General features: G+C 62.8%; 15 protein-coding genes. 5 read left to right on the forward strand and 10 right to left on the reverse strand.

Annotation, left to right across the window (positions count from 1 at the left end; translation table 11 throughout):
* Positions 1–23 precede the first annotated feature (23 nt).
* The 5 genes from ACP7DE_RS07220 to ACP7DE_RS07240 all read right to left on the reverse strand — a co-directional run bounded on the left by ACP7DE_RS07220 (position 24) and on the right by ACP7DE_RS07240 (position 5,258).
* Entirely contained in the window at positions 24–512 is a 489-nt protein-coding gene (locus tag ACP7DE_RS07220; protein WP_426071464.1) for a DUF6702 family protein, read from the reverse strand.
* Positions 509–2,884, reverse strand: coding sequence for a M1 family metallopeptidase (locus ACP7DE_RS07225; protein WP_426071465.1), 2,376 nt, complete (start codon positions 2,882–2,884; stop codon positions 509–511). The genes ACP7DE_RS07220 and ACP7DE_RS07225 overlap by 4 nt, the downstream gene beginning before the upstream one ends.
* A gap of 165 nt (positions 2,885–3,049) precedes the next feature.
* A complete protein-coding gene (locus ACP7DE_RS07230) occupies positions 3,050–3,511 on the reverse strand; it encodes a MarR family winged helix-turn-helix transcriptional regulator (protein WP_426071466.1) in 462 nt (153 codons plus the stop codon).
* 89 nt (positions 3,512–3,600) lie between these two features.
* Positions 3,601–4,419, reverse strand: coding sequence for a sugar phosphate isomerase/epimerase family protein (locus ACP7DE_RS07235; RefSeq protein WP_426071467.1), 819 nt, complete (start codon positions 4,417–4,419; stop codon positions 3,601–3,603).
* Complete coding sequence (locus ACP7DE_RS07240; RefSeq protein ID WP_426071468.1) at positions 4,419–5,258, reverse strand: phytanoyl-CoA dioxygenase family protein; 840 nt, start codon at positions 5,256–5,258, stop codon at positions 4,419–4,421. Before ACP7DE_RS07240 ends, ACP7DE_RS07235 begins: the two co-directional genes overlap by 1 nt.
* A 109-nt stretch (positions 5,259–5,367) precedes the next feature.
* Here ACP7DE_RS07240 and ACP7DE_RS07245 point away from each other — a divergent pair, with 109 nt between their 5' ends.
* Complete coding sequence (locus ACP7DE_RS07245; RefSeq protein WP_426071469.1) at positions 5,368–6,327, forward strand: LysR family transcriptional regulator; 960 nt, start codon at positions 5,368–5,370, stop codon at positions 6,325–6,327.
* A 3-nt stretch (positions 6,328–6,330) separates the two neighbouring features.
* Here the strand turns inward: ACP7DE_RS07245 and ACP7DE_RS07250 are convergent, their stop codons facing one another.
* Positions 6,331–7,401, reverse strand: a complete 1,071-nt coding sequence (locus tag ACP7DE_RS07250; protein ID WP_426071470.1) for a hypothetical protein — start codon at positions 7,399–7,401, stop codon at positions 6,331–6,333.
* A gap of 290 nt (positions 7,402–7,691) precedes the next feature.
* Between ACP7DE_RS07250 and ACP7DE_RS07255 the strand changes: the two genes are divergently transcribed.
* A complete protein-coding gene (locus tag ACP7DE_RS07255; protein ID WP_426071471.1) occupies positions 7,692–8,138 on the forward strand; it encodes a hypothetical protein in 447 nt (148 codons plus the stop codon).
* 129 nt (positions 8,139–8,267) lie between these two features.
* On the opposite strand, the gene ACP7DE_RS07260 is transcribed toward ACP7DE_RS07255, so the two are convergent.
* Complete coding sequence (locus ACP7DE_RS07260; protein ID WP_426071472.1) at positions 8,268–8,435, reverse strand: hypothetical protein; 168 nt, start codon at positions 8,433–8,435, stop codon at positions 8,268–8,270.
* Between the two features lie 235 nt (positions 8,436–8,670).
* Here ACP7DE_RS07260 and ACP7DE_RS07265 point away from each other — a divergent pair, with 235 nt between their 5' ends.
* Positions 8,671–9,432 (forward strand): hypothetical protein, encoded by a 762-nt coding sequence (locus ACP7DE_RS07265; RefSeq protein WP_426071473.1) that lies wholly within the window; start codon positions 8,671–8,673, stop codon positions 9,430–9,432.
* Between the two features lie 72 nt (positions 9,433–9,504).
* On the opposite strand, the gene acpA is transcribed toward ACP7DE_RS07265, so the two are convergent.
* Positions 9,505–11,637: an acid phosphatase gene (gene acpA, locus ACP7DE_RS07270; protein WP_426071474.1), complete on the reverse strand. Its 2,133-nt coding sequence runs from the start codon at positions 11,635–11,637 to the stop codon at positions 9,505–9,507.
* A gap of 166 nt (positions 11,638–11,803) precedes the next feature.
* On the opposite strand from acpA, the gene ACP7DE_RS07275 reads away from it, so the two are divergent.
* The gene (locus tag ACP7DE_RS07275) at positions 11,804–13,090 is read left to right on the forward strand and encodes a cytochrome-c peroxidase (RefSeq protein WP_426071767.1); all 1,287 of its coding nucleotides are present in this window, start codon (positions 11,804–11,806) and stop codon (positions 13,088–13,090) included.
* 137 nt (positions 13,091–13,227) lie between these two features.
* Positions 13,228–13,557: a hypothetical protein gene (locus ACP7DE_RS07280; protein ID WP_426071475.1), complete on the forward strand. Its 330-nt coding sequence runs from the start codon at positions 13,228–13,230 to the stop codon at positions 13,555–13,557.
* A gap of 57 nt (positions 13,558–13,614) precedes the next feature.
* Here ACP7DE_RS07280 and ACP7DE_RS07285 read toward each other — a convergent pair whose 3' ends face one another.
* Positions 13,615–15,639: a diguanylate cyclase gene (locus tag ACP7DE_RS07285; RefSeq protein ID WP_426071476.1), complete on the reverse strand. Its 2,025-nt coding sequence runs from the start codon at positions 15,637–15,639 to the stop codon at positions 13,615–13,617.
* A 217-nt stretch (positions 15,640–15,856) separates the two neighbouring features.
* The gene (locus ACP7DE_RS07290) at positions 15,857–16,300 is read right to left on the reverse strand and encodes a methyl-accepting chemotaxis protein (protein ID WP_426071477.1); all 444 of its coding nucleotides are present in this window, start codon (positions 16,298–16,300) and stop codon (positions 15,857–15,859) included.
* Positions 16,301–16,544: the final 244 nt, after the last annotated feature.

Genomic DNA, 16,544 nt, shown 5'->3' on the forward strand with positions numbered 1-16,544 from the left:
GCGGCGGTGGGTCCTGGCGGTGTTTACCGGATCGGCAGTTCCGTGTTCTGGCGGTCGAAAGTCAGCGTCTGGATGGTGCCGCTGTCTTGCACATTGAGGGTGTTACGCTGGCTGGGCAGGAAATCGATCAGCAACTGGTTGTGGATGCGCGTGGCGGGGGCCAGGCGCGTGTGCTCGATTTCCTGGAAGATGACCACGTTGTCGGCATTGACCTTCATGCCGACCCAGTTCAGACGCAATCGCTTGCCGTCCGGCGCCACGAGATAAAACTGTTTTTCGACATAGCGGCGCAGGGCCGCTTCGCTGTCTTCCTGGCCCAGGTCGAACTGGCGCTGGTACAACTGCGTCAGCAGCGCCTCGACGTCGTGGCCCGTGTAGGTGTGCACTACTTCCGTGTTGCCGCTGGCCGCGTTATAGCTGATGTCGGCGATGCCCATGTGGAAATTGTGGGCGCCAGCGGCCATGCTGGCGCAGGCCAGCAGGCTTGCCGCGAACATGCGCCAGCGCTTCATGCCTCGTCGCCCTTGTCCGAGCCGCCGTTCTTGCCTTTCAATGGCGTATGAAAATCGCGCATCAGGTTATCCTTGGGCGACTTCTCGCTCTTGAACAGTTCCAGGCGCGATGGCGTGACTTTTCTCGGCCAGGCGTTGTTGCTGGTGTCGATGTCGGCCGTTTCCCAGTACGGGTCCTGCACCAGGCCCACCATCGGTTCATCCGTGATGACGACCTTGGTGATTCTCTTGGGCGAGTAGCGCCACACTTCGGCCGGCACGCGCTCGACGTACTTCTTGCCGCTTTTCAGTTCGATCTCCAGGATCAGGGGCATGACCATGCCGCCCAGGTTCGACAGGTCGACCAGGTACAGGTGCTTGCCCTGTTTCAGCAAGTCCTTTTCCCATGGTTCCAGGCCGGCCAGCGCTTCGGCATAGCTGTTGCGGTCCTTGTTGGTCACCGTGAAGTCGTCGTGCTGGTTGTAGAAATCCTTCAGTTCCGGATGCGCGTCGACGCGGCGCGGCATACCCTTGTTGGCGCGGCTCGTGACGGATTCGGGCTGGGCATCCTTCTGCGCCTTCTTCCAGGCTTTTTCCGTTGCCGGATTTTTGGAACTCACGCCATATTCGCTGATGCCGTCAATGCTGATGTCGACCGGATCGGTGGTGTAGAACCAGCCGCGCCAGAACCAGTCCAGGTCCGTGCCGGACGCGTCTTCCATGGTGCGGAAAAAGTCGGCGGGCGTGGGGCGCTTGAATTTCCAGCGCTGCGCATATTCCTTGAACGCGTAGTCGAACAGTTCGCGCCCGAGGATGGTCTCGCGCAGGATGTTCAGGCCCGCCGCCGGCTTGGCGTAGGCGTTGTTGCCGAACTGCAGCAGCGATTCGGAGTTCGTCATGATCGGCACTTGGTCGCGGCTGCGCATGTAGTCGACGATCTCGCGCGGCTCGCCGCGCGAGGCCGGATAGTTCTCTTCCCAGGCCTGCTGCGCCAGGTATTGCACGAAGGTGTTCAAGCCTTCGTCCATCCACGTCCATTGGCGCTCGTCCGAGTTGATGATCATCGGGTAGTAGTTGTGACCCACCTCGTGGATGATCACGCCGATCAAGCCATACTTGGTACGCTTGGAGTAAGTCAGCTCGCCCGTCTTTTTGTCTTTCACCGGACGGGGGCCGTTGAACGAGATCATCGGATACTCCATGCCGCCAACGGGGCCGTTGACGGAGATGACCGTCGGATACGGGTAGTCTATGCTGTATTTGTTGTACTGTTCGATCGTGTGCACGATGGCTTGCGTGCTGTACTTTTCCCACAGCGGATTGCCCTCTTTCGGATAGTAGGACATGGCCATCACGTCGCTGCCGCCCTTCTTGTAGCCCTGCGCATCCCAGATGAACTTGCGGCTCGAGGCCCAGGCGAAGTCGCGCACATTGGCCGCCTTGAAGTGCCAGGTCTTTTGCGCGCGGCTGACGGATTTTTCGGCCGCCTCGGCTTCTTTTTGCGTGACGATGATGACGGGCTTGTCGCTGCTGCGGGCCTTTTCCAGGCGCTCGCGCTGCGCGGAAGACAGCACGGCCTGCGGATTTTGCAGCTCGCCCGTGGAGGCGACGATATGGTCGGCGGGGACGGTGAGCTGCACGTCGTAGTCGCCAAATTCCAGCGTGAATTCGCCCGATCCCAGGAACTGCTTGTGCTGCCAGCCGGCTGCGTCGTAATAGGCCGCCATGCGGGGGAACCACTGCGCCACTTCGAACAGGGCGTTCTTGTCGTCGAAGACTTCATAGCCGGCGCGCCCGCCCAGCACCTTCTGTTCATTGATGCGGTAATCCCAGTCGATCTGGAAGACGAAATCCTGGCCCGGTTTCAAAGGCTGCGGCAGGTCGATGCGCATCATGGTGCGGTTCACTACATGTTTCAAAGGCTGGCCATCCGCGCCTGTCAAGCGGCGGATATGGAAGCCGCCCTGGAAGTCGCCGCGCGCCAAGATGCCGCGCAAGCCTTCGAACTTCATCGTTTCTTCGCCCGTCGTTTTGGCCCACGCCTGGCGCGAGGGCGCCGTGGTCATGCGGCGCGCGTCGGAATCGGGCTGGTAGATGTTCTGGTCCAATTGCACCCACAGGTAGCCGAGGGTGTCAGGCGACTGGTTATGGTAGGTGATGCTGCCGCTACCGGCGATCTCGCGTTTGGCTTCGTCCAGCGTGGCGCGGATGGTGTAGTCGGCGCGTTGCTGCCAGTAGGCGTGGCCCGGCGCGCCGGAGGCGGTGCGGTAGGTATTCGGGGTGGGCAGTACTTCTTCGAGCTGGCGGAACTTGTCGTCGAATGGTTCGGCAGCGAAAGCCGACACGGTAAAGCAGAGAGCCAACGAGGCTACGGAGCTGAAAGGTATGCGCATAGTCACCCTGATGTTGTTGTAAAGAAATAGTGGCAACTATTCTATACGCAGGGTGGGGCCATCCTTGTATCGATTTGTAATAAGGAAAGGCGGATTTTGCTCCAGCTTTTTCCTGGCGCTGTCAGGAGGATGCTTTACCTGATTTTGCTCGGGAAAGTAGCGCTTTTACTCACTTTTCATCAGGCTGTCGCGCAACTGGTCCAGTTGTTGTTTCATGTCCACAACCTGCTCCACGCTGCAGTGGCTGGCTGTCAGGATGGCTTCGGGTAACAGGGCCGCTTCGTGGCGCAGCTGGTCGCCTTGCTGTGTGAGGGAAATGATGACCTGGCGCTCGTCGCTGGCGGCACGCGCACGCGTCAACAGGCCCGCTTGCTCCATGCGCTTGAGCAGAGGCGTCAGGGTGGCCGAGTCGAGGAACAGGCGCTCACCCACTTCCGATACCGTCAAGCCGTCGCGTTCCCACAGCACCATCATTACCAGGTATTGCGAATACGTCAGGCCGAGTTTACGCAGGAGCTTGCGGTACAGTTTGTTCATGGCAAGCGAGGTCGAGTACAGCGCAAAGCATAGCTGGCTGTCCAGGCGCGGCACCTGGTGCAAGGGGTTGGGGGCGGCAGTGGTATCCATAGGGATAGTATATATAGCGCGCTATTCAATTGCAAGCGAGTGCCGGCGGGTAGATGGCACACCGGCTTGCCCTGGCCGGTGCCTTCCGTTCAGTCTTGGTAGCGCTGGCGCAGCAGTTCGAGCATGGCGACATTCTGTTCCCACGCGTCGCTCACCGGTTGCTGCGTCCAGGGCAGGGTTTGCGTGTATGGCGCGGGGCCGAATTCCGGCGTGAATGTCATGCGCTCGGCGCCGGCTGCGCGGCGCAGGGCGACGATGGTATCCCACCACGCCAGGTGGGCATCCAGCGCTGCCTTGGCTTCCGGCGCACGGAAGTCGGCCACCTGCGGGCCTTGTGCATGTCCCACGCGCGCATGCACGTGGCGCACCAGCGGCAGCACCTGCGCCAGGGTTGGCGGCTGGTCTTCCAGCAAGGATTCGCAGGCGCAGCACCAGTGCGACAGGTCGGCCGTCAGCGGCAATTGCGGATACTGCGCCAGGTAGGGCAGCAGCAGCATCGGGTGGCCGCTGAAGCGGCTGCGGTGGATCTCATGCACGATGGGCACACCGTGCTTTTCCGCGATGGCGGCGGCCAGGTCGAGCAGCTCTGCGTTTTGTGCCTGGCTGTAGTAATCCTTGCCCGTGTGCGTGTTGACCAGCACGGGACGCGCCAGGCAGGCGTTTTCCAGCAGTTCCGCCAGGGCGGCGCGGTGCTGCTCGAAGTCGCGGTGGAACACAGTTTCCCATTGCGCGGCGATCAGTTCCAGGCCTGCTTGCGCGATGCGGTCCGTCCATTCCTCGCGCAGGGCAGCGTCCAGCGGCAGCGACATTTCAATGCCGTCGAAACCGGCCGCCAGCACCTTGTCGATGAAGACCTCGGGCGCCAGGTGGTTATTGCCCCAGTGGGCGGCGTAGACTTCGATGCGCATCAGACGAAGCCCCGCACAGGGAACGCCGCGTCGCGCTGGATCCAGTTGTGGGCTGCGTATGCGGTCTGGCCGTCCGTCGCATGCAGGGTATAGGCGTGGCGCGAGACGGGCGAGCGGTTCGGCGCGCTGTAATGGGGCAGCAAGCCGTGGAAGCAGACCAGGGCACCGGCTTTCACTTCCAGCGGCACGGCCGTGCTGTCGTCGGGCCACGGCATGGTATCGAGTTTTTCCACGCGCACGGCGTCGCCGTTGCGGATGAAGCGTTCGCGCAAGGGGCCGCGGTGGCCGCCCGGTTCCGCCCACAGGCAGCCATTGTCCAGGGTCGCGTCTTCCAGCGCGAACCAGAAGGTGGTCACGCTGATCGGCGTGGTTTCGAAATACGTGGCGTCCTGGTGCCAGCGCACTTCGCCGCCGATGCCGGGCTGCTTGAAAATGTACATCGATTGCCATACCTGCGCGTCTGCCAGGCCCAAGTCGCGCGCCACTTCGGCCAGCTTCGGGTCGGCCGAAAAAGCGCGGAAGACGGGATCCAGGTCATGCATGGCGTGGCCGATCTTGTTGATCGACAGCGATTTCGCCTGCTTTAACTGGCCGTCCGCGCCGAACGCTTCTTCCTCGAAGAAGCAGCGGATGGTGTTGTCGGAAGCGAGAAAATAGTCGTTGGTGTTTTTGGCCTGGTCGCGCGTGGTGAAGATGGACTGGCTGACGCTGGGATCGAATTCGTTGACAATCTGCTCGGCGCGCGCGCGCAAGGCGGCGATTTCGTCCGCGCCCTTGAAATCGGGCAAGATGATGTAGCCGTCGCGTTGGTATTGTTCTTGTTGTGATTGATTCAGCATGGCGGCGGCTCCGGAGGTCAATGGAAAGCGCCATTGTAGGATGGGCGAAGGCGGCAAACAATTGGCAGTAGGTTGACAGATTGTCGCTAAAACGAAGACAATATTTGATATGGATCAACTAAAAGCGATGGAAATTTTTGTCGAAGTGGCGCGCCAGCGCAGCTTCACTGTGGCCGGCCAGCGCCTGGGTCTGACGCGGGCCATGGTCAGCAAGACCATCATGCAGCTGGAAGAACGCCTGCATGCGCGCCTGCTGCACCGCTCCACGCGCGAAGTGAGCTTGACGGATGCGGGGCGTGCCTACCTGGCGCCGTGCATGGCCACCGTCAGCCAGGCGCAAGAAGCGGCGCGCATGGTGGCGCACGTGGCGCAGGCCGGTGCGGGGGCGGAGCTCGCCGGGCCGCTGCGCATCCAGGCGCCATCGAGTTTCGGTAGCGTGTGGCTGGCCGACGCCGTCGCCCGTTTCAGCCTGCTGCACCCGCAGGTGCAGGCCGAGTTGTTTGTCGACGATGCGCTGCTCGATCCGATACGCCATGGTTTTGACTTGACCATCCGCGTGGGCGGCATCCCGGACAGCAGCGCGCTGGCCATGCGACCGCTGGCGCCGTGCCGCGCCGTGCTGTGCGCCAGTCCCGCCTACCTGGCGCAGTGGGGTGTGCCGCAGACGCCGCAAGAGCTACTGAAGCACCAGTGCCTGCATTTCAGCCATCTGACCGATGGCACGAACTGGCATTTCCAGCGCGGGGTGGGCGACAAGCAAGAAGAGGTGAGCGTGCGCGTGCAGGCGGGCTTCACGGCGAACAATGGCCTGGTGCTGCACCAGGCGGCGCAGCGGGGGCTCGGTATCGTCTACAGCACTACCTTCCTCGCCTGGCGCAATCTGCTCGACGGCAGCCTGCTGCCCGTGCTGTCCGGCTGGGACCTGCCGCTGAATCACTTGAGCGCCCTGTATCCGGCCAGCCGCCAGCCATCGCCCAAGGTGCGCGCGCTGATCGATTTCCTGGTGGCCGAATACCAGCCCGTGCCGCCATGGGACCGCGAGCTGCAAGCGGCGGGATTCTTCAACTGACGGTCAGTTGAAGGCGACGGGTTCCAGCGTCCACGCGCCATCCGCATACACGCGCTCGTCGTCCAGATAAACGGCTTCGGTGACGGCGAAGATGTCGACATGGTAGCGCGCATCCTTGCGCTTGAATTGCGGTTTGGTGTAGACGCCGTGTTTGGCGCCCAGCGACAAATGGATGCCGCACATGCGTTCATACGTACCGATATCGTTGACCAGCTGCTCGCGCGAAAAGGCGCGGTTCATGCCGAAGCCCAGTTCGCGCACCCACACGTCGCCTTCGTGGGCGCGAATGATTTCCAGCATGGCGGTAAATTCTGGCGTGGCGTGTTCGGTGCCCGTCACGCGGCCCTTCTCGATGATCAGGGTAATCGGCGTATCGGGGCGGTTGACCATGAAGTGCGTATCTCCAAAGACAAAGATGCGCACGCGGCCATTCACCGCTTCCAGATCCTGCGCTTCCGTAAACACTTCGCCCAGGGGGAACTGGCCGCCAATATTGTTCATGCCGCTGTAGTCGCCGATATTCAGCTTGGCCGATTCGAACGGTGAGGCGAACACCAGTTGCTCGCCGCCGCTGTCGACCATGCCATGACGGGCGCGGTCGATGCGCGCCTTGAGCGCATGACCCACGCCCCGGTAGTAGGCCGGGTCGTAGGCCAGCGAAGCGATGTAGTGCAGTCCCTGCACGCCAGGCATGCGCGACAAATGCACGTGTTCGATCACTTTCAAGCCCCGCTTGAAAAGCTCGATGCGGATGCGGAACGCTTCCAGGCGGAAGCTGGTCGACTGGATCAGCACGACGAGGCTGCCGGCCGGCAGTTCGGCAAACGCGGCCAGCACGGCGTCGGGCGTGACCTCGTCGAAATCGATGAAGCTCGCGTCCGGCAAGGCCTGGCGATAGGCTTCCGTCAACACGACGTTGAGCCAGCTGCGCTTGTCGCAGACGATCAGCGCCGGTTCGTCCGGGCGGTGACAGATGGCCATGGCCAGCAGGTCGGCCACGTTTTGCGCGGCCACTTCGGTGGCGGCGGCGCTGATGGCATCGAGCCGGCTGGTGTCATTCTCGGGAAGCGTCATGGTGCGGATTTCGTCTGGCGTATAGTAAACCAGGCATTATAAGGCGATTGCCGGGCGTGTCGTCGATACTGCGCCGTTTCAGGCTTGCTTCTGTGGCAGGGATGCTCAAGCCCCACCGGGGAAGGCCGATTATCTTGTGTAGTGCTGTATGGCAATGTATTATTTGTAAAACAGGCCAGATACACGAGCGGCATGCGGCGTGTACGCATGGCGGTTTTTGCAATATGATGCGGGACGACACCCTCCTGATAAGGATGGTGCAATGAATAGACTTCGACGAGTGTGATGCGATGAGTGTGATTGGACAAGATATTCCGATGGAACGGCCCGATGCGGATGGCCGCGCGGCCCTGCTTGTGCCCATCGCAAGCGTCAAGGAAGATGTGCTGTTGACGATACGCAGGGGCGCGGCCATCGTCGGCTTCGCCAACCACGACCGTACCGTCACCGTGTATTTTGAAAGCAACCGTTTCGACGATCCTGCGCTGGCGAAGTGGGAACACAAGGCGCGCAAGGCCTATGATCGCCTGATCGATAATGCCCCCACCGTATCGAAGCTCACCACCAGCCCCGCCAATTTCGAGCAAATCGGCTATATCAATGGCAAGGGCATCACCATCCGCCATATGGATAGCCTGAAACGCTGGCTGACGTATTCGGAGGCGATGCAGACTTGCCCCGAGAATGAGATTATTCCCCGCACTGTTATCGCCAAAGCCGAAAGCGTCAAAGTCTGATTTCGGCGTGGCGCCCAGCCCTGGGCATTTTTCAGGCGTTCATGGCATGCGGACGATTGGCCAGGGCGTTGTTGTTGCCTTTGCCTTTGCCTTGCCTTTGCCTTGCTGTACTGGCTGACTGTACCCTCCCTACACCACGATAATATTCGCCTGCGCCTGGAGCGGGCAGGGCCGCTTGCCTTCGGCGATCGGCCGGCCTGGCGTGGTCTCTCCTCCCAGCGCCAGGTCGTCGTGCCGTTTTTGCCGTCGCGTAAGGTAATATTGCGACAAGGCGCAGCCGGGATCTGGCGACAGCATTGGCCGCTGCGCTCGCCAAGAGGAATGACGATATGAACCAGCAAGACGTGCGCAGGGCGACGGGGCGCACCCAGGAAAAGGTTGGAATGTGCTTGAAAAAGTGAATGAACGTTGTATTAACGCCGCTTGCGGCCGGGAATTGCTGCTGCGCGTGGCTTGTTGTCCATTTTGCGGCACGCGCCAGGCGGCCGAACCCATTGTTTTGCAGAAAGTAGTGCCGCCGCCGGTGCCGCGCATGCCACCACCGCCGCCGGTTCCCGTCGTCCCGCCCGATCCTGTGCCGCCGCCCGCGCCGCAGTCTGCTCCCGCTCCCAAGCCCGTTCCGCCGCCGGTTTCCGTGCCAGCCAAGGCGCCGCCCGCGAAACCGGCCGCCAAGGGTTCAGTACCGCCGCCGCGCCCGCCCGTGCGCTTGCGCACCTGGATCGCGGCGGCCTTGGTACTGACCGGTATCTGGTTCTTCAACAAGCCCGCCGACAAGCCGGCCAGCGTGGCGGAACAGGTCGAGGCCGCCACTGCGCTGGCGGCGCAGTGCGACCTGGACGGGGCGCGCAGTACGCTGGCCATGCTGAAAAGCGCCAAGGCGCCCGCCGCGCACCTCAAGCGCTTGCAAGCGACCATTACCAAGTCGGCCGCCGCGTGCGACCGGCAACAGCAGCGGGCACAGGCATGGACGGCGCTGCAAGACGGCGTCAAGCAGGCGCTCGATGCGGGCAAGCCGGATCTGGCCGCCACGCGCCTGGCCATCTACGTGAAACGTTGGGGCGACGATCCCGACAGCCTGGAACTCGACGCCAAGGTGAAAGTGGCGCAAGCCAGCGCCCAGCTCGACGTGGCCGACACTTGCCTGGCCAGGTCGGACCGCGCCTGCCTGGAAAGCAGCCTGATCGCCGCCGAGCGCTACAAACGGCCGGAACTGGCAGCGCGCACGCAGGCGCTGCGCACGGCCTTGTCGCAACTGCTCGAGCGCTCGCTGCTGGACGCGGCGCCGGGACAATAACCTGGCGCCAGCAGCTAAAGCACCCGCCGCGGCCAAGCCGGGCGGGCGTCGTATTGCCGTTTGAACCGACGCTTACTCTTGCGGCACCAGCGCAAGCGCCGCGCTGAAGTCGCCCATCGGCTTGCCGCCGTTGGCCACCAGTGCCTTGTCGCGTAGCGTCAAACCGTCGAGCACGGGCAGGGCAAAGCGGTGCGTGATGGCGCGCAGGATCGAGGCCGAATCGTATTGCGTATGGTCAACCAAGCCCTTTTTCACGTACGGCGAGACGAGGATGGCGGGCACGCGCGTGCCCGGACCCCAGCGGTCACCCTTCGGCGGCGCGGCGTGGTCGTAGAAGCCGCCGTTTTCATCGTAGGTGACGATGACCAGCATGTTTTTCCACTGCGGACTCTTTTTCAGCTGGGCGATGACGCTGGCGATATGCGCGTCGCCGTCGGCCACGCTGGCGTAGCCCGCATGCTGGTTCAAATTGCCCTGCGGCTTGTAGAAGGCCACGGGCGGCAGCTTGCCGGCGCCCGCGTCGCTGAGGAACTGGCTGTCGAAGTCGCGCAGGTGGGCGGCGCGGTAGGCGGGCGCCTTCACCGGGTCCATATTGGCAAAGTAATTGAACGGCTGGTGATGGAACTGGAAGTTCGGCGGATTCGGGAAGCTGCCGGCGCGCGCGCTGGCCGTGGCCAGGGCCGTCGTATCCTTCCAGGCGCCCGCATACCAGGCCCAGTCGATGTTCTTGCCAGAGAGCAAGTCGCCGATATTCGTCTGCGTCTGCTGCGGCAGGGTGTTGGCTTTGCCCGTGTCCGCATACAGCTTGCTGCTGTCGCCGGACGCGGGGGCGTTGCTGCTGGGCTGGAACGGCGGCTGCATGGTATTGACGGCGTAGAACATGCCCGTGCTGTCGGCCGGCGTCAGCGCGCCGTCGTTGGCATAGGCGGGCGCGCCGTTCAGGACCGTGTTGGGGGCCGTGGCGGATGGTGTCAGGCGCACGAAGTTACCGTTGGCATCGACGTCGATCTTGGCAATCGAGCCCTTGGCTACCGAGGTGTCGGCGTTCGGATAGGTGGGCGCGCAGGCGCAGATCAGGTACTGGTGCGTGAGGAAGGAGCCGCCGAAGGCGCCGATGAACAGATTGTCGGCCAGCGCATATTGTTTGGCGATGTCCCACAGCTGCATCTTGCTGCCGTCGTAATAGCCCATGGACAGGCCGCCCGCATCGGAATAGGCCGCGAACTTGTCGTTGGCGCCACCGTTGATCTGCATCTGGTTGTTGTAGAAACGGTGCACCAGGTCGCGCGTGATCACCGATTGCGGCAGGTACAGGGGGCTGCTGGCGTCATCGATCTGGAATGGTTTGTTCGGCAGGTTGGCCGATTGCGCCTGGGTGATGACGGTGCTCTGGCCAGCCGCCGTCATGCCGCCCCAGGTCGGCGGCAGCACGGGCAGGGTGCTGCCGTCGATGTCTTTTTGCGGCACGTAGGCGGCGCTGGAGGTGGGGTTGACGCCCGGCACGCCGTTGGCGCTCGGGAACAGGCCGTACAGATTGTCGAAACCGCGGTTTTCCGCGTAGATGACGACGATGGTCTGGATGTTGTTCAGCGCCAGTGCGCCGTTCAGGGCGGCCAGCGCGTCGGCGGGCGCCGCCTGTGTGCTGGCGCTGGCGATCAAGGCCGTCACGCTGGCGTTTTCCGCCTTCAGTTTCGCCAGTTCGTCGCCGCTGGCCTTGTTGAAGTCGGACGCCAGGCCCGCTTCGGACACGCCCAGGCGCGCGGCCAGCTTGCTGCTGGCGGCCGTAAAGTCGCTGCCGTTGCCGTCCATGATTTGCGCCAGTTCCGTCGACAGGGCGCTGACGAAGGCGCTGTGCCCGGCGGGTGCGCGCAGCAGCAGTTTTTGCGTGACCTTGCTGCCTGCGTCGCCGATGGTTTCATGGCGGATGGCATCCGTGCCGATGGTCACCAACACGGCGCCTTGTCCATCGAGCGTATAGCTGCCGTCGGCCGCCGTGCGTACGGCGGCCGAGCCGCTGTCGCAGGTCAGCTTGGCGATGCTGCTTTCCAGGCACACCTGGGCGTTCTCATAGTAGCTGCCGATCACCTGGCCGGTGGTGCCGGGCGTGATCGCGTAGTCGCTGCCGCAGGCGGCCAGGCCCAGCGACAGCAGCAAGGGCAGGGGACGTAAAGAGGGGCGTAAAGCGGTTTTGGCGTGCAAGTTCATGTTCGTGCCTTCTGGATGGAAAACGTCGCATGCTAGGCAGGCAATATGTCAGCTCTGTGACATGTCAGCGCCTGTTACATGACGTAATGTACGGACTTGATACATTAGGTTTTGCAGGGACTTGTCACGCAGTTGTCACATGCCGTTGCTACGCTGCCAGCCCATGATGAAACCGATACCCTCTCTGCTGCTGGCTGCAATAAGCGCGACCTGTGTGCTTTCCGCCTGCCAGCCAGCGCCGCCGAAAGACGAACAGGCCGCGTCCGCGCCCGCCTACCTTGCCGGGGCCTACACGCCCACCCTGAAACGCCAGCCTTCGGTGGCGGCAATGACGGCCATGGGCCGCGCCATGTTTTTTGAACCCAGCCTGTCCGTGTCGGGCAAGCTGGCCTGCGCCAGCTGCCACAGTCCGGAACACGCGTATGGTCCGCCGAACGCGCTGGCGGTGCAGCTGGGCGGCCCGGAGTTGAAGGACGCGGGCACGCGTGCCGCGCCCTCGCTGCGCTACCTCCAGAACGCGCCCGCATTTACCGAACATTTTCATGATGACGATGGCGACGACAGCGTCGACGCGGGTCCGACGGGCGGGCACAACTGGGATGGCCGCGCCCAGTCCGGCCACGAACAGGCGCTGGCGCCCTTGCTGTCACCGCGCGAGATGGGCAACCGCGACGCGGCCGCCGTCGTCGCCAAGTTACGGGCCGGCCCCCTGGCGGCGCAGTTCCGCCAGACGTATGGCGCGGATATCTTCGAACAGCCTGGCCAGGCGTTGCGCTGGGCGCTGATGTCGCTGGAAGTGTTCCAGGAAAGTCCGTTGGACTTCTATCCGTACACCAGCAAGTACGACGCCTTCCTGCGCAAGCAGGCCAGCTTGACGCCGCAGGAAGCGCGCGGCCTGGCCCTGTTCAACGCTGAAGCGAAGGGCAATTGCGCGTCCTGCCATATCAGCCGGATCTCGCCCGGCGGCGCCTTTCCACAATTTACCGACTACGGCTTGATCAATATCGGCGTGCCGCGCAATGCCAAACTGCCGGCGAATGCCGACCCGGCGTTCTTTGACCTGGGATTGTGCGGTCCGGATCGCACCGACTTGATGGAGCACAAGGAATACTGCGGCAGTTTCAAGACGCCGTCCCTGCGCAACGTCGCCCTGCGCAAGGTGTTTTTCCACAACGGCAGCTTTGACAGCCTGGAGCAGGTGTTGCGTTTTTACGTACAGCGCGACACGGCGCCACAAAAATGGTATCCGAAAGATAAGAGTGGCAAGGTGCACAAATACAACGATCTGCCGCCCGGCCTGGACGCCAACGTGAACCAGGAGGCGCCGTTCGACCGCCAGCCGGGCCAGGCGCCCGCCCTGAACGAAAGGGAAATCGCCGACGTGATTGCCTTCCTGCATACCTTGACGGATGGCTATCATGCCCCCCATACCGCGCTGGGAAAACATGGCTGAAAAATATCAAGATACCATTGCTTACAACTACGCCATAAAAGCCTGTTTTTATGTGCGTTAGCGCACGCTAGAAAATTTTAGGCAGGTGTATATTGCGAACTGATTTGTGTCTTTTGATAATAATGAAAGGGAATATCATGAAAGTAAGCAAAAATTGGATGACCGTGTGCGCCGCCGGGATGATGGTTGTGGCACTGGCTGCCTGCCAGAAGAAGGACGATGTTGCTGCCGGTCCTGCGGAACAAGCGGGTCAGAAGATCGATGCGGCCGCTGCCAAGGCTGAAGCCGACATCAAGGCCGCCGCTAGCAAAGCTGACGCTGCCGTGAGCCAGGCCGCTGCCGATACGGGCGCCAAGATGGACCAGGTCGCCGCTGACGCCGACAAGAAAATGAGCGAAGCGGCCGATGCGGTCGGCAAGAAAGTGGAAAAAGCCGGCGAAAAGATGCAGGACGCCGCGCACAAGTAATCCTCGTAATAAGCGCGCCAGGGCCGACCGCTGTCGGCCCGGCGCCCGCAGCTGCCGTCAAATGATGGCAGCTGCAGCGACGCCATCGCTGGCGTCAGCCTGCCTGCGATGCGCCGCACTCGCTGTATCCGCACCGTCAGTAACGTTCGTTCCCCCCAGCACCACGCTCAAATCGACAAAGCCGTCGCGCCATGCGCGTTCCAGGTCTTGCTCCACCGCTTCCAGCGTAGTTCTTTCCACCTGCTGAAAACCGCGCAAGCCATACGCCCGGTTGCGCCCGTGCGCCTTGGCTAGGTACAACGCCATGTCGATCAGGTTGACGCTGCGTTCCCACGTGAGCGGCCGTCCCTGCGGCGCCAGCGGATAGGGCGCAAAGCCCACGGAAACGTGCACCTGGATAGCTTGCCCCTGGTAATGGACGTCTTGCGCGGCGATGCCGTTGAGGATGCGCCGCGCGATATCGTCGAGTCCGTCGCGCGCGACGGCAGGCAGGAAGGCGAGGAATTCCTCGCCGCCCCAGCGCACGATCATGTCCGTTTCGCGCAACACGTCGTGCAGCGTTTCGGCGATCGTCGTCAGCACCAGGTCGCCCGCCGCATGGCCGTAACGGTCGTTGATGTGCTTGAAATGGTCGACATCGAGCAGGAACAGCGCGCCCACGACATCGGCGCCGGCGTAGGCCGGTAGCGGCTTGCCCGCATGGCTGCGCATGAATTCCTGGAAATGGCGGCGGTTGTACAGGGCCGTCAGCGGGTCGCGCGAGCTCTGGCGCTTGAGTTCCTGGTTCTTGACTTTCAGCTGCACGTTCGCGTGGTGCACTTTGCGGTACAGCAAGCCGACGATGACGGACGCCATGGCCAGCACCAGCGCCAGCAACCACCACACGCGCTGCTGCAGGCGGCGGTTGTCGATTTCCGTGCTCTTGAGCTGATTTTCGCGGCTCAGCAGCTCGATCTGGCGCTGCTTCTTCTCCGCCGCATACTTCTCCTGTAATTCATACACGGCCTTTTGCCGCTGCTTCTCGAACAGCTGGTTGGAAATGCCCCGCTCGCGGTGGTATGCCGTGACGGCGCCGCGCATGTCCCCCGCCTTTTCCAGCGCCATGCCGTACTCCAGCAGCACGGCCTGCATGTCCGGCTGGTTGGCCGTGCGCTCGTAGTAGGCCAGGCCCGTGGCCACGCTTTGCTTGCCTTCCTGCAGATGTCCCTGGCCGATCAGCGCCTGGCCGATGTTCAGGCGCGCCGTCGCCTCCACCTGTTCATTGTTGACCAGGCGCCCCGCCGTGATGGCTTCATGCGCATAGCGCAAGGCACGCGCATAGTCGTTTTCCTTCAGATAGCTGTCCGACAGATTGACGAGCGTAACGGCCACCATGCCGCGCGCGCCCAACTGGCGTTCCAGCGCCAGGGCGGCCAGCAGGGCGCGCTGGCCCCGCTGCGGCTGTTGCGCGTCGAGCGCCAGCCCGTATTCCGTATTCTTCGCCTGCGCCATGCGGCCCGGTGAGGCCAGGGTGGCCGAGACGGCGAGCAGCTCATCGAGCACTTCGAAGCCCTTGTCGTATTCGCGCATCTGCGTGTGCAGCAGGGTGAGGGCATTCAGGGCGGCGGCCAGGCTGGAGGGGGAATTGCTCTGGCGCGCCAGATCCACGGCCGCCTGCAGCTTGGCCAGCGCGAACGGGAAATTGCCTTCCTCGGCCAACGACTGTCCCGCGCTGATGGTGGCCTGCACGCGCACGGGCAGGTCGTCCGTGCGGTTGGCGATCTTTTCCGCTTCGAAGGCCAGCAGGTGCGAGGCGCGGCGTTCGTTCCTGGCAAACGTGATGTAAGCCTTGCTGAGCATGCCTTTCGCCAACGCCACGTCGCTCTTGTGCAGGCGGGCGTAAGTGATCAATTCGTCGGCCAGCTGCATGGCGAGATCGTTCTGCCCCAGGCGCATGCGGACGGTGCTCAGTTGGGTAAGGAATTCCGCGCGCACTGGCAGGGGTGCGCTGCGCGCCCGCGTTTCCACCTCTTGCAGGCGCTCGAGCGCGCGCGCGGGCATGAAGCGGCCATCCTCGCGCACGGCGAAGAGTTGCTGCTCCAAGTCATCCTGAGCGCAGGCGAGCAAGGGCAGCAGGCAGGCCAAAGCCAGCAGCCAGTGTGCCCCTCGCCGTGATGCCAGTTTCTCTTTACCTGCCAACGTGCCGCCTCCGCAATGACCGACTTGATTTGCAAAGATTATATTCTGTTGCAATCAAGAAATATCATGGCGCGCGTAGATTTTTGTGAAAGTGGACGCGTAGGTGTCGGAAAAGGCCGCTTCAGTGCAGGGCGAGGACCGTCCGGTCCGATGGCGCATCCCTCAGACAGAAGATGGCGACAGCCTTGATCAAGGCCTGGGCCTGCTCTTGCAGGCTCTCGGCGGCCGCCGCCTGCTCCACCAGGGCAGCGTTCTGTTGCGTGATGTCGTCCATTTGCGTGATGGCCTGGTTGACCTCGCTGATGCCGGCGCTTTGCTCGTGGCTGGCGCTGGTGATCTCGCCCATGATGGCAGCCACTTTCTTGATCGAATCCACCACCAGCGTCATGGTGCGGCCGGCTTCGTCGACCAGCTTGCTGCCGGCGTCGACCCGCTCCACCGATGCGCCGACCAAGGTCTTGATTTCCCTCGCCGTCTGCACGGCCGCGCTCGTGCATTGATCGAGCAGCGTGAGAAATTCCCACCGGCTGCCTGATCTTGCCCTTGTTGCGGTGGTATTCGGCATCGTGCATGATCTTGCTGGCCATTTCCAGGTCGGGCGGCCCCGTCTTGCTAAACCTGCCGCTGCCGTCGTCGAACAAACCTTTGACGGCGTGCATCTCGATCACCTCAGTCTTGACCAGTCCGTCTGAATTGGCCTGGGCCTCTTGCAGTTTGGCGAATTCATGTTCGCTCAAGCCGGCTTTGCGCATCAGTTCCGTCAACGACACGGCGGGGTCTGTCGCCGCCGGCACGGGCATGCCCGCCGC

It is taken from the genome of Janthinobacterium sp. DSP2-3-3, assembly GCF_049897325.1.
Lineage (GTDB): Bacteria > Pseudomonadota > Gammaproteobacteria > Burkholderiales > Burkholderiaceae_D > Janthinobacterium.

What these genes read in the sequence shown, in the direction of transcription:
- ACP7DE_RS07220 (WP_426071464.1), bottom strand. Translation starts at nt 512, where the DNA reads ATGAAGCGCTGGCGCATGTTCGCGGCAAGCCTGCTGGCCTGCGCCAGC.
- ACP7DE_RS07225 (WP_426071465.1), bottom strand. Translation starts at nt 2,884, where the DNA reads ATGCGCATACCTTTCAGCTCCGTAGCCTCGTTGGCTCTCTGCTTTACC.
- ACP7DE_RS07230 (WP_426071466.1), bottom strand. Translation starts at nt 3,511, where the DNA reads ATGGATACCACTGCCGCCCCCAACCCCTTGCACCAGGTGCCGCGCCTG.
- ACP7DE_RS07235 (WP_426071467.1), bottom strand. Translation starts at nt 4,419, where the DNA reads ATGCGCATCGAAGTCTACGCCGCCCACTGGGGCAATAACCACCTGGCG.
- ACP7DE_RS07240 (WP_426071468.1), bottom strand. Translation starts at nt 5,258, where the DNA reads ATGCTGAATCAATCACAACAAGAACAATACCAACGCGACGGCTACATC.
- ACP7DE_RS07245 (WP_426071469.1), top strand. Translation starts at nt 5,368, where the DNA reads ATGGATCAACTAAAAGCGATGGAAATTTTTGTCGAAGTGGCGCGCCAG.
- ACP7DE_RS07250 (WP_426071470.1), bottom strand. Translation starts at nt 7,401, where the DNA reads ATGACGCTTCCCGAGAATGACACCAGCCGGCTCGATGCCATCAGCGCC.
- ACP7DE_RS07255 (WP_426071471.1), top strand. Translation starts at nt 7,692, where the DNA reads ATGAGTGTGATTGGACAAGATATTCCGATGGAACGGCCCGATGCGGAT.
- ACP7DE_RS07260 (WP_426071472.1), bottom strand. Translation starts at nt 8,435, where the DNA reads ATGCTGTCGCCAGATCCCGGCTGCGCCTTGTCGCAATATTACCTTACG.
- ACP7DE_RS07265 (WP_426071473.1), top strand. Translation starts at nt 8,671, where the DNA reads ATGCCACCACCGCCGCCGGTTCCCGTCGTCCCGCCCGATCCTGTGCCG.
- acpA (WP_426071474.1), bottom strand. Translation starts at nt 11,637, where the DNA reads ATGAACTTGCACGCCAAAACCGCTTTACGCCCCTCTTTACGTCCCCTG.
- ACP7DE_RS07275 (WP_426071767.1), top strand. Translation starts at nt 11,804, where the DNA reads ATGAAACCGATACCCTCTCTGCTGCTGGCTGCAATAAGCGCGACCTGT.
- ACP7DE_RS07280 (WP_426071475.1), top strand. Translation starts at nt 13,228, where the DNA reads ATGAAAGTAAGCAAAAATTGGATGACCGTGTGCGCCGCCGGGATGATG.
- ACP7DE_RS07290 (WP_426071477.1), bottom strand. Translation starts at nt 16,300, where the DNA reads ATGCCGAATACCACCGCAACAAGGGCAAGATCAGGCAGCCGGTGGGAA.